Source organism: Nocardia sp. NPDC024068 (assembly GCF_040638875.1).
GTDB lineage: Bacteria > Actinomycetota > Actinomycetes > Mycobacteriales > Mycobacteriaceae > Nocardia.
Window position 1 is genome coordinate 105,959 of sequence record NZ_JBEZYU010000011.1, and the last position, 12,258, is coordinate 118,216.

The 12,258-nt window shown below is 68.0% G+C and carries 11 protein-coding genes; 1 reads left to right on the plus strand and 10 read right to left on the minus strand.

Annotation, left to right across the window (positions count from 1 at the left end; genetic code table 11):
• Positions 1 to 114 precede the first annotated feature (114 nt).
• Together AB0F41_RS13025 and AB0F41_RS13030 are read right to left on the minus strand one after the other, a co-directional pair.
• Positions 115 to 618 (minus strand): hypothetical protein, encoded by a 504-nt coding sequence (locus AB0F41_RS13025; RefSeq protein ID WP_357423197.1) that lies wholly within the window; start codon positions 616 to 618, stop codon positions 115 to 117.
• 97 nt (positions 619 to 715) lie between these two features.
• Positions 716 to 2,365 carry a DNA polymerase IV gene (locus AB0F41_RS13030; RefSeq protein WP_357423199.1) on the minus strand — a complete coding sequence of 550 codons (1,650 nt, stop codon included), beginning with the start codon at positions 2,363 to 2,365 and terminating at the stop codon, positions 716 to 718.
• A 237-nt stretch (positions 2,366 to 2,602) separates the two neighbouring features.
• Here AB0F41_RS13030 and AB0F41_RS13035 point away from each other — a divergent pair, with 237 nt between their 5' ends.
• The gene (locus tag AB0F41_RS13035; RefSeq protein ID WP_357423201.1) at positions 2,603 to 3,478 is read left to right on the plus strand and encodes a UTP--glucose-1-phosphate uridylyltransferase; all 876 of its coding nucleotides are present in this window, start codon (positions 2,603 to 2,605) and stop codon (positions 3,476 to 3,478) included.
• Positions 3,479 to 3,497: 19 nt separating this feature from the next.
• On the opposite strand, the gene AB0F41_RS13040 is transcribed toward AB0F41_RS13035, so the two are convergent.
• From AB0F41_RS13040 to AB0F41_RS13075, 8 genes are all read right to left on the minus strand, one after another.
• Positions 3,498 to 4,013: an NlpC/P60 family protein gene (locus AB0F41_RS13040; protein ID WP_357423203.1), complete on the minus strand. Its 516-nt coding sequence runs from the start codon at positions 4,011 to 4,013 to the stop codon at positions 3,498 to 3,500.
• Positions 4,014 to 4,288: 275 nt separating this feature from the next.
• On the minus strand, positions 4,289 to 5,251 hold the full coding sequence (locus tag AB0F41_RS13045; protein WP_357423205.1) for a hypothetical protein: 963 nt from the start codon (positions 5,249 to 5,251) through the stop codon (positions 4,289 to 4,291).
• A 123-nt stretch (positions 5,252 to 5,374) separates the two neighbouring features.
• Positions 5,375 to 8,512: an isoleucine--tRNA ligase gene (ileS, locus tag AB0F41_RS13050; protein WP_357423207.1), complete on the minus strand. Its 3,138-nt coding sequence runs from the start codon at positions 8,510 to 8,512 to the stop codon at positions 5,375 to 5,377.
• Between the two features lie 370 nt (positions 8,513 to 8,882).
• Complete coding sequence (locus tag AB0F41_RS13055) at positions 8,883 to 9,080, minus strand: hypothetical protein (protein ID WP_357423209.1); 198 nt, start codon at positions 9,078 to 9,080, stop codon at positions 8,883 to 8,885.
• A gap of 59 nt (positions 9,081 to 9,139) precedes the next feature.
• Positions 9,140 to 9,982 (minus strand): DivIVA domain-containing protein, encoded by an 843-nt coding sequence (locus AB0F41_RS13060; RefSeq protein WP_357423211.1) that lies wholly within the window; start codon positions 9,980 to 9,982, stop codon positions 9,140 to 9,142.
• A gap of 63 nt (positions 9,983 to 10,045) precedes the next feature.
• A complete protein-coding gene (locus tag AB0F41_RS13065) occupies positions 10,046 to 10,348 on the minus strand; it encodes a YggT family protein (RefSeq protein ID WP_030523839.1) in 303 nt (100 codons plus the stop codon).
• A gap of 90 nt (positions 10,349 to 10,438) precedes the next feature.
• Positions 10,439 to 11,215 (minus strand): cell division protein SepF, encoded by a 777-nt coding sequence (sepF, locus tag AB0F41_RS13070; RefSeq protein WP_357423213.1) that lies wholly within the window; start codon positions 11,213 to 11,215, stop codon positions 10,439 to 10,441.
• A 105-nt stretch (positions 11,216 to 11,320) separates the two neighbouring features.
• Entirely contained in the window at positions 11,321 to 12,184 is an 864-nt protein-coding gene (locus tag AB0F41_RS13075; protein ID WP_357423215.1) for a YggS family pyridoxal phosphate-dependent enzyme, read from the minus strand.
• Between the last annotated feature and the right edge of the window lie 74 nt (positions 12,185 to 12,258).

A 12,258-nucleotide genomic window follows, 5' to 3' on the forward strand; every position in this document is an offset into this window, starting at 1 on the left:
CCTAGCGGGACGCCGTCGCGGCCCCTCGAGTGCTGTCACGGTCACGACGATGCCGCCGCGAACGAAACCGGCCGGTCTGCCCTGGGCAGACCGGCCGGAACGCGGAACCACGGATCAGGCGACGCAGGCCGGCGACTGGACCTGGGCCTGAGCGAGCATATTGCAGGCCCAGGTCTGCTCGACCTTCCACACGCCGTTCTCGGCGACGAACGGCACATCGACCACATTCTGGGTATCGCCCAGTTTGAAGTTGGCCTTCGCGTTCAGGGTGTCGGCGAAATCGTTGACCTCGGTGACCTCGATGGTGGCGCCGGAATCGGCGTAGAACTGCGCCAGTTTGCCCGGCAGTTCCGGATCGGCCTCGGCGCCCTGCACCATCTCCAGCTTCTCCTCGTTCGGAACGGCCGGATCGAGCGCGCGCTGGAGCTGGGTGTTCAGATCGGCGGCGGTGGGCACCGGAGGCAGATCGTCGGCCGCCTCGGTGGTGGCCGCCGCCGCGGAGGTGGTCTCGCCCTTGCCGCCCGAGTCGGAATCATCGCTACCACACGCCGTAAGGGTCAACGCGGCCACGGCGGCCAGGCCGGCGATCGCGATACGTCCGGTCTTGCGAAGCTTCAACTGCTCGTCCTTTGCGTTCGAGGGTTCGGTGTCGTGCGCGGTGGCAGCACCACCGGAACCGGCGACGCTGCGCGGAACCAACCTACCCGGCGGTCTGTCACGACAGGCTGCCGAGCGGGTCCGCCGGGCGCAACTCCGTATTGTCGGCAGCGAACGTACGCGCGATACCGGGCCCTGTCGAGCGGGTCTCGAACCGGACGGTCACCCGGCCGTGCCCCGCTCCCTGCACCCACCCGTACCCGAATTCGGGGTGCCGCACATCGGTTCCCGACCGCCACGATGGGACCTCACCTGCGGCGTTGCGCGAATCCACCGACGCAGCGGTGGATTGTCCACGCGTCGCGGGACCGGCCGCGGCGGCCGCGGCAGCGGGATCGGGTCTTACCGAATCCACAGAACTCTCTTCATCGCCCGCCAGAGAAGGCGACGCCCCTGCCGACCCTGTCTCCCGGTCCCCGGCAGCCGGGGCGGGATCGTTCTCGCCGGTCTCGCCGGCGGCCCCACCGGGCGGGCCGGTCACACCGGGCGCCCGCACCGGGTCACCGTATCCCCTTGTATCGCCGATCATCTCGTCCGCACCCGAGCCCACCGCGGCCGATACCCCGGCAACCCCGCTCTCGGGTACGCCCAGCCGATCGAGGTCGGGAAACAGCGATTCCTGCCGGATCGCCGACAGCCCCGCGTATCCGACGCCCACCAAGCGGACCGGTCCCAGTTCCCGCGGATCCAGCGCGGCACGCTGGGCCGCCGCCGTGAGCGTGGCCAGGTCCTCGGTGGCATAGGCGAGAGTGGTGGAGCGCGTGGTGATGCTCATATCGGCCCGCCTGAGTTTCAGCACCACCGTGCGGGCGGCCCGGCCGTCGCGGAGCAGGCGGCGATGGGCGGCGGCGGCCATCTCGGTGATCGCCGGACGCAACCCCTCCAGCGTGACGATGTCGTGCTCGTAGGTGGTCTCGGCGCTGATCTGCTTGGCCTCCGCACGTTCGGCGACCGGGCGGTCGTCGATCCCCCGAGCCAGCCGGTGCAGTGCCGCGCCGACGCTGCCACCGAGTATGGACACCGCCTCCACCTCGGGCAGGGCGGCGAACGCACCCACCGTCTCGATGCCGAGGATACGCAGCCGGCTCTCGGCCACCGGCCCGATACCCCACAGTTTGCGGACCGGAAGGCCGGCCAGCAGCGCCTGCTGTTCAGCGGGTGCGATCACCCGGATACCGTCGGGTTTGGCCAGCCCCGAGGCGATCTTCGCCAGCTGCTTACCCGATCCGGCGCCGATCGAGGCCACCAGGCCGGTGCGCTCGCGAACCTCCTCGCGCAGGCGCGCGCAGTAGGACAGCACCGCGTCGGGCCCCGTCCCCGCCAATTCCTCGGGCTCGGCGAACGCTTCGTCGAGCGACAGCGTCTCCAGCACGGGGATCCGGGCCCGCAACGTATCGAACACCCGGCCGCTGAGCAGGCTGTACAGCGCTCCCCGGGGCGGCACCACCACCGCCGGCGCCCCGACCAGCCGCCGCGCCTGCTGCATCGGCATCGCCGATCGGGCGCCGAAGACCCGTGCCTCATAGCTGGCACCGGCCACCACCCCGCGGGCTCCGGTGCCGCCGACGAGTACCGGCCGTCCGCGCAGGGTCGGCCGGGTGAGCTGTTCGCACGACGCGAAGAAGGCGTCCATATCGATATGCAGCACCCAGCGCCGGGAAGTCCGTGCGACGGGCGACGGTGCGGCACCCGGATACCGGCCGCTCACCACGGGACGGACCGCCGTTCTCCCGGCGGCGCGCACCACCGCCGCCGCCCCCGTCCCCGGGCGCGGCTGCTGGTGTCCATGACCGCAGAATCTACGCGGCGGCCCCGACAGGTCCGGGCACCCGCGCCCGGACCTGTCGGGGTACCCCGCGCCGGCGACGCGGTTACCGGCCATTTCGCGGGCACACGGCGTGCCGCGATCCGACGGCGCCGGGGTCTCGTATGTGATGATCGGACGATGAAGATCCGCAAGGCCGTGATCCCCGCTGCCGGTATCGGTTCCCGACTGCTGCCGCTGACCAAGGCGATTCCCAAGGAGATGCTGCCGGTCGGCGACAAGCCGGTGATCGAGCACACCGTGCGCGAGCTGGTGGCCTCCGGGATCACCGATATCACCATCGTGGTCAGCGGCGGTAAATCGCTGATCCAGGACCATTTCCGGCCCAATCCGGCATTGGTCGCGCAGTTGCGCGCGGACGGCAAGAGCGCCTATGCGGATGCCGTCGAAGAGGTCGGCGAATTATCTCGGCTGGGACATATCACCTACCTGGACCAGCACGGGCCCTACGGCAACGGAACGCCCGTGCTCAACGCCGCCCGGACCGCCGCCGACGAGCCGATGCTGGTGCTGTGGCCCGACGACGTCTTCGTCGCCGAGATTCCGCGCGCCCAGCAGCTGGTCCAGGCCTACGAATCCACCGGCTGCCCGGTACTGGCCCTGATGCCGATGAACCCGAACGAATCACAGCGCTACGGCGTCCCCGTCGTGCGTGAGGATCTGGACGACGGGCTGCTGCGGATCTCCGGACTGGTGGAGAAGCCCAAACCGGCCGACGCGCCCTCGGCCTATGCCGCCATCGGCGGGTATGTGGTGACGCCCGGCATCATCGACGAGCTGCGCACCCAGACCGAGAAGTGGTACACCCACCGCACCGGTGAGGTGTATCTGACCGATTCCATCAACGCCTACGCTGCCAACCACGCCGTCTACGGGCAGGTCATCCAGGGCCGCTGGTACGACACCGGCAACCCGGGCGACTACCTCATCGCGCAGTTCGCCTCGGCACTGGCCCACCCCGACTATGGGCCACTGCTGCGCCGTCAAGTGGACTGACGGCGACACGGCATCCGGCTCAGAACCGCCGGATGCTGAAGATGTGGAACTGGTCGATCGGCGTGAGCCCGACCGGAACTCCGGCGCCGTAGGCGTTGAGCACCTGCCCGACACCGGCGTAGATGCCCACGTGGGAGGCGTCCGCGTTGATGATGATCACATCACCGGGCGAGAGTGCGTAGCGCGGTACCGAGGCGCCCACCTTCGCCTGCTCCCAGGTGGTGCGGGGCAGCATTACCCCGACCTGCCGGAAAGCCCACTGAACGAGGCCGGAGCAGTCCCACGTATTGGGACCCGTCGCACCCCATTCGTACATTTTGCCGGTCTGTGACGTTGCCGCCGCCAGCGCGCCCAGACCGTTACTGGTCGGCAGGGGCAGCCCCGCGGATCCGCTGGCGCTGAGCGATCCGGATCCGGAGGACGATCCGGTAGCGGAGCTACCCGGCTGCGCCCAACCCGGCGCCGCCGCCAGTGCGGAGACGGCCGATGCGAGAACCAAGCCGGCGATACCCCGGCGCAGTGCGATTCCGATCACGTGCCCACCCTTCTTGCCGGTCGATACGCGGGAGCCATACGGCGCCCGGTTAACTCGCGGCATCCGCCGTTGGACGGTATGCCGCGGACCACTGGCATAGCGTCGGCGAAGGAGCTCCGACGCGACTTGACTCAGGTAGAGACGAACGAAATTATCACCGTCCCGTTACGGCCGTCGCCGGTCGCAGCGGTATCGTGATGAATTCTGCCGGGCCGGTAAGGCAGCCGACAAGGCCCTGGCTAACTCTCAGCATGTGATCTAAATCACAAAGATGTTTACTGTGTCTGAGTTGCGATGTCGTTCAGAGTCTTCAACACCGCATCCTTGGTAGCCGGTGGCGACTCCACGAAGACCCCCACCTGCCATACCGGCTCACCCCCGGGTTCCGCGGCGACATAGCGGCTGAAGTCGACCGTGTACTTACCCTCGGCGTTCGACGCGGTCTCCACATACGCGGTGCGATCGTCGAACTGCCGGGCCTGTCCCGGTTCGTCGAACCATTCCGAGTCGAACGTGCTCCGGGTGGCGGCATCGCAGGTCGCCGGGCATTTACGCAGGACCAGGTTGACCCGCTGCCCCGCAGCGGAATTGCCTTCGTCGACACAGCCCCAGGCCTCGGCATCCGGGATCTTGTCGATGGAGCCCTTCATACATCCCCAGGACCCGGGCGCGCGAAACGCGAACGGCCAGCCCCGGAAAGCCATCGTGAAGGTGTCCTCCCCGGCCTGCCAGGCCGGGCCGAGCACCGCGACCGGTGCGAGGCCCTCACGCAGCGCCGGCTCATCGCCCGCGGGCGCCGCGCCGGTGGTGGTCGTCGTGCTCGAGGGCGCGGGCGCCGAGGTGGTGGCCCGGCCCGATTCCCTGGTCTGCGAGGAAGTTCCGGCGACGGAGGCCGCCGCGTCGTCCCCGGACCCCTGGGACCTGAGCACCACCAGGCCCACCACACCGACCAGCACCAGGACCACCACGGTCGCCAGTACCGCGATCAACGGGCCGTTGTTGTTCTTCTGCGGCGGCCCGCCGTGGCCGCCGTATTCCAGTGGCGGCACCTCCCACGCCCCTTGCTGCGGGGGCGGCGGGGGAACCTGTCCCGGCTGCTGTCCCCACGGCATTCCCGGACCGGGCTGCCCGCCCCCCTGCTGTCCCTGATGCCCCTGCTGCCACTGTCCCGAGGGTGTGTTCTTCTGCTGCCCCTCAGGGGAATGCCGCCACCACTCGTCGGGATTGTCCGAACCCATAGGACACCACCCTAATGCGCGGCGGCACGGTGGTCATGGCCGCAGCCTCGCGGGCACGACCGGCGTCACCCGCGCCGGTCACGCGGTAGCCGCCGGCCGGGAGAACCCGGCCGGCGGTACCCGTCAGCCCGCCTTCTGGATCCGGGCCCGCACCCCACCGGTCAACTCGGCGGCCGCCGGCCCGGCGGCGCCGAATTCCAGCTCGACGGCCAGGATCTCACCGGCGATCAGCTCCCGGTGCGTCCGTGCCCACTCCTGCCGGTCGGCGGGGACCTCGAGGGTCGCGGTGACCCGATCGGAAACCTCGAGCCCGAGCGATTTCCGGGTCTCCTGCAGGTCCCGGATGATGTCGCGGGCCCAGCCCTCGGCCTCCAGCTCCTCGGTGACCACCGAGTTCAGCACCACCAGACCGGTATTACCGGGCAGCGCCGCGGTGGATTCCGGTTCCGCCGCCACCAGACGCTGGGTGTATTCCTCCGGCAGCAGGTCGATACCGGCCGCACTGACCACGCCGTCGGCGTTCTCCGACCAGTCTCCGGCCTTGACCGCCTTGATCACCTGCTGGACGTCCCGGCCCAGCCGGGGCCCGGCCGCGCGCGCGTTGACCGCCAGTTCGAAGCGGCCGTGCACGGCGACATCGGTGGTGAGGTCGACCTTCTTGACGTTCACCTCGTCGGCGATGATGTCGGCGTAGGGCCGCAGGCGCTCGGCGTCGGACGCCGCGATCGTGACCTCCGCCAGCGGCAGCCGGACCCGCAATTTCTGTGCCTTGCGCAGGCTCAGGACCGTCGAGCACACCGTACGCGCCTCATCCATCGCCGCCACCAACTCCGGATCGCGCGGCAGCACATCGGCCTCCGGCCAGTCCGTCAGATGCACCGAGGACCCACCGGTGAGCCCACGCCAGATCACCTCGGTGACCAGCGGCAACAGCGGCGCGGCCAGCCGGGTGACGATTTCGAGCACCGTATGCAGGGTGTCGACCCCGTCGCGGTCCTCGGCCCAGAACCGTGAACGCGACCGGCGGACATACCAGTTGGTGAGCGCGTCGGCGAAGGCCCGCAGTTCCTCGCAGGCGCCGGCGATATCGAACTCGTCGAGCGCGACGGTCATCGCATCGCGGGTCTGCGCCAGTTTGGCCAGGATGTAGCGATCCAGCACATTGGGGGAATCGGTACGCCAGACACCGGGTTCGGCGGCGTAGAGCTGCAGGAAGGTCCAGGCGTTCCACAGCGGCCGCAGTGCATGGCCGACACCCTCACGGATACCGCGCTCGGTGACGATCAGGTTGCCCCCGCGCAGGATCGGCGAACTCATCAGGAACCAGCGCATGGCATCCGAGCCGTCCCGGTCGAACACCTCGTTCACATCCGGGTAGTTTCGCTTGGACTTGCTCATCTTGAGCCCGTCGTCGCCGAGCACGATCCCGTGCGCGACCACATTCTTGAACGCCGGGCTGTCGAACAGCGCCGTGGACAGCACGTGCAGGTTGTAGAACCAGCCGCGGGTCTGCCCGTTGTACTCGACGATGAAGTCGCCCGGGAAGTGGGAGTCGAACCACTCCTTGTTCTCGAACGGGAAATGCACCTGCGCGTAGGGCATCGAGCCCGACTCGAACCAGCAGTCCAGCACCTCCGGCACCCGGCGCATGGTGGACTGCCCGGTGGGATCGTCCGGGTTGGCCCGGGTCAGTTCGTCGATCGCGGGGCGGTGCAGGTCCGTGGGCCGCACCCCGAAATCGCGTTCCAGCTCATCGAGCGAACCGTAGACATCGATCCGCGGGTACGCCGGATCGTCGGACATCCACACCGGGATCGGGCTGCCCCAGTAGCGGTTCCGGCTGATATTCCAGTCCCGGGCGTTCTCGAGCCATTTACCGAACTGACCGTCGCGGATGTGCTCGGGCACCCAGGCGATCTGCTTGTTCAGCTCCACCATCCGATCGCGGAACTGCGTCACGGCCACGAACCACGAGGGCACGGCCATGTAGATCAGCGGCTGCCCGGAGCGCCAGCTGTGCGGATACGAGTGGTCGATGGTCTCCTGCCGCAACAGCTTGCCCGCGGCCTTGAGGTCCTTGATAATGACCGGATTGGCGTCGAACACCATCAGGCCCTCGTACGGCGGCACCATGGAGGTGAACTTGCCGCCCGGATCGAGCGGCTGCACCAGTTCGATGCCGTTCGCGCTGCAGACGTCCATATCCTCCTCGCCGAAGGCGGGCGCCATATGCACGATCCCGGTACCGGACTCGGTGGTGACGTAGTCGGCCGAGAGCACTCGATGGGCGTTCGGATGCCCGGCGAAGAAGTCGAACGGCGGCGCGTAGCGCAGGCCGACCAGCGCGGCGCCGTCGAACTCTCCGAGGACCTCCGCCTGGTCGCCGAGCTCACGCGCGTAGTGCGCCACCCGTTCGGCCGCGAGCACATAGCGTTTACCGTCCACGCCTCGTACCTGGACGTAGCGGACATCCGGGTGCACGGCCACGGCGAGGTTGGAGGGCAGCGTCCATGGCGTGGTGGTCCAGATCAGCGCGTTGGCGCCGTCCAGTGTGTGCAGCGGATGATCCTGCGGAACCGACAGCACCATATCGACGGTGACCGCCGGGTCCTGGCGCATCCGGTAGGCGTCGTCGAGCCGGGCCTCCTGATTCGACAGCGGCGTCTGCTCGTACCAGCTGTACGGGAGCACCCGGAAGCCCTGATAGATCAGGCCCTTGTCGTACAGCGACTTGAACGCCCACATCACCGACTCCATGAAGTCGAGATCGAGTGTCTTGTAGTCGTTGTCGAAGTCGACCCAGCGCGCCTGCCGGGTCACATATTCGCGCCATTCGCCGGTATAGCGGAGCACCGACGACTTGCATGCGGCATTGAATTCCGCGAGCCCCATCGAGTCGATCTGTGATTTGTCCGTGATACCGAGCTGCTTTTCCGCTTCGATTTCCGCCGGCAGCCCGTGAGTATCCCAGCCGAAACGTCGTTCGACCCGCTTACCGCGCATGGTTTGGAACCGCGGGATGACATCTTTGACATAGCCGGTCAGCAAATGACCGTAATGTGGCAGCCCGTTGGCAAACGGGGGTCCGTCGTAGAAGACGAACTCCTCGGCCCCGGCACGGTTGTCGATACTGGCCCGGAACGTCCCGTCGGCGGCCCAGGCGTCCAGTACGGCCCGTTCCAGCTCGGGAAAGGACATACCGGACCCACCGCCGAGGTCGACGCGGGGGTATGCGCTGCTGCTGGGGTTCTCGTCCGCCATCGCGGGTTCACATCTCCTCGTGCCTGGCGCGCCGTGGCGCGTATTCGGTAGGCACGGGGACGATCGGCGGCGCATCAGGTGCGCCGTAACCGCGGTACCACCCCGCTTGTCCGCGGGCCCGGTGGGCCGGACGGACCTCTCGTCAGAGCTGTGACGGGCTCACCCGTTCGGTTCTACTGAGCGTGCGCGGTATCTGCCCAACGCGCCGCGCGGCGCCGTTCTTCCGAAAGCTCCCCGGTGATGGCCGGATCAACGCCGACTTACAGGTTTGATTCTAACCAGGACGGTCAACCACTTATACGACCGGCCCGCGGAGCCGCACGATCCGCCGACCCCGGAAGGACGTCTTGGTTCTCGCTCGTTTCTCGTCTCAGCGCTTCGCGTGCTGATCCCGGCTCGGCAATTCCTCGTCGGGTGCGCGCATCGACAGCGCGCTCACCAGCAACACCACGGCACCGGCCACACACACCGCGATACAGCCCCATGCCCAGACGACCGATCCCGTGGTCAGGGACACGATCAGCAGGACCAGACCGATGGCGGCGAGCACCAGTGTCACGACAAGCATGTTGACCCCCAGTACAGCAGGCCGGGCGCCCGTTCGCTCCCAGCGGTAGCGGGCTGCTTCTACTCGCCCTTGCCGAACGAGGCGGGGGCGAGCTGGTTGGCCCCGGTATCGAAGGAATCATCCTCCACCGGTACGGCCGAACCGCGGTTCTCCAACTCCTCGAGCTGCGATTCCAGATACGATTTCAGCCGCACCCGGTACTCGCGTTCGAAGGTCTTGAGGGTCTGTATCCGGCTCTCGAGCACATTGCGCTGCTGGGTGATGGTCCCCATGATCTCAGTGTGCTTGCGCTCCGCGTCGGCCTGCAGGGCGTCGGCCTTCTCCTTGGCCTGGCGCAGCTGGCTGTCCGAGCGGGTCTGCGCATCGGAGAGCATGGAATCGGACTTGTGGCGGGCATCGGCGATCATCTCGTCCGACCGCGCCCGGGCGTCGTTGACCATCCGCTCCGAATTGGCCCGGGCATTGGCCAGCAAATTCTCGGCTTCGCTCTTGGCGTCGCTGGTGAGCCGGTCCGCCATCTCCTGCGCCAGACTCAGGACCTTCGCCGCCTGCATATTCGCGTCGGCGGCGGCGTCGGCGGACGCGGGCGCGGCGGGTACCACCGGGATGGGCGCCGAGGGCGGCGCCTGGATCGGAGGTTTGATCGGCTCCGGCGGCGGTGCCGGCTGCACCGGTTTACCCAGGCCCGATCCGGCCGGACCGCGGCTACTCTTGGCGTCCGCCAGCTCCGCGTCCAGTTCGGCAACCCGCTGGCGAAGGTCCGCGTTCTCCTCGATCAGCCGGGAGAGTTCCTGCTCCACCAGATCCAGGAACGCGTCGACTTCATCCTCGTTGTAGCCGCGTTTCCCGATCGGCGGTTTGCTGAACGCGACGTTGTGCACATCGGCTGGAGTCAGCGGCATGGAAGGATCCCTTCGCGCGTTGGCAGATCTAGCGGCTCTGGCAAGTCGTCACGGCCCATTCTGTCACACCGGAGCTACCGGCTGTCCGAGCCGGCTGACGACAGACATCAGGATGAAGACCAGGAACAGCAGGACCATAATCGACAAATCCAGTCGAATTCCGCCCAGGGAGACCGGCGGTATCAGCCGCCGCAGCAGCTTCACGGGAGGATCGGTGATGGTGAAGATCACCTCGAGTATCACGACGACCACACCGGTCGGACGCCAGTCGCGGGCGAAGCTCCGGATGAACTCGACGATCACCCGGCTGATGAGCAACAGCCAGAAGATGAACAGTACGAAGTACAGCACCGCGAACAAGGCCACGCTGTCACTCTGCCGCAAAATCGGCGCGGTGCAAAATGCCCGCGCCGATCCCGAGGTTGTACCACCGTGCCCGGCCGGGCACGGTGCTCGCTATTTCTGGTTGTAGAACCCCGTTTCCGCGATCCGGCGACGTTCCTCCGCCGAGACGTCGACATCGGCCGGGGAGAGCAGGAACACCTTGGTGGCGACCTTGTCGAAGGAACCACGCAGCGCGAAGGCCAGGCCCGCGGCGAAGTCGACCAGGCGTTTGGCGTCGGCGTTGCTCAGATCCACCAGATCCATGATCACCGGGTTGCCCTCGCGGAACCGCTCTCCGATGATCGCGGCCTCACTGTAGTCACGCGGACGCAGCGTGGTGATCTTGGACAAGGGACCTCCGTCCTCGAAGATCGCGGGACGGCGCGCGGCGACCGGTTCGGGCCGGACCCGCTCGGCCAGCCGCCGCTCCTCGGCATCGGGGTCGACTGCCAGCGCTCCCCTGGTCGCGCCGCGCAGGGAGGCACCGCCGGGCGGACGATACCGCCCGGAGGCGGCGGCGTCGATCCGGGTGGGACGGCGCGGCCCCTCGTAATCGTCGTCGTAGGCGTCGCCCGGGTAGTCGTCCCGGCGCGGCGCGGGGTAGCTGGGCTGGTACGAAGACTTGTACGGGGCGTCGCGGTAGTCCGGGCCGTCGTAGCGGTCCCCGGCGTACCGGTCGTAGTCCGGACGATCGTCGTATTCGCGGGGCGGTCGGTCGGAGTAGTCACGCGGCCGGCGCCCGCCGCGATCCTCCACCCCGCGGGGGGTGCGATCGTCGACGTAGTCGTCTTCGTAATCCTCGAGCGGAACCATGCCGAAGTACGCCTTGAACTTGTGCAGCGTGCTCATTGGTCGACCTTCCTTCGGCCCCGGTGGCGGCCGGGTGTTGAAGTCTTGCTCAGCCCTCGTCGTGTCCCAGCATATGTGTCGAATGTGACTGATGAGGTTTGTTTGCTACGCCGAGGTTATCGGTCGCGCGCCCATGAGAGCGGTACCGACACGCACACAGGTGGAACCATGGGCAATAGCTCTTTCAAGATCATTCGACATCCCCGCGGACAGCTCCGTGGCGTCGGGGTGATCCGCGCGTAACCGGCCATGCAGTTCGGCCAGCCGCGCGAATTCGGCATCGGGGTCCGCCGACAGCGGCGGGATTGCCATAATCCCTGCTAAACGCAGTTCCGCGGATTTCGCGATCCGCTCCGCCAGGGCCGGCACCGCCGCGGGCGCGGCACCGCCGCGACCCGGGTCGGCGTCCAGGCTCACCTGGATCAGCACCCGCAGCGGCGCCTGCCGCTCGCCCTCGTCCAGAGCGGCCGCGGTGGCCGTCCCGAGAGCGGTCGCCAGCCGTTCGCTGTCCACCGATTGCACCGTATGCGCCCAGCGCGCCACCTGGCGTGCCTTGTTCCGCTGCAACCGGCCGATCAGATGCCAGCGCAGCGGCTTCAGCTCGCGCAACTCGGCGGCTTTCGCACCGGCCTCCTGCGGACGGTTCTCCCCGAAGTCGTGGCGGCCCAGACGATGCAGTTCGGCGATATCCGAGGCGGGAAAATATTTCGTCACCGGCAGCAGCCGCACCTCGGCCGGATCGCGGCCCGCGGCCGCGCACGCTGCATCGATACGAGTGAGCAGAGACTTCAGGCTGCGAGCCAATTCGGCGGTCCGGGCGCTGTTCCCGGTATCGGAACGACCGGTGTCCGGGACACCCGGCCCGGAGGAAACAGCACCACCGTCCGGAGCGGTCCGGGACCCACCGGCAGCCGGCCCGGCGCACGACGCCCCGGGGACGAGCGGCGAATCCGTACCGGTCCCGCTCATCCGGCATCACCGATCCGCTTCCCCCACAACACCGTTGCCGTCATCGGTCTTCCCTCCTCCTCGAACCCGCTACC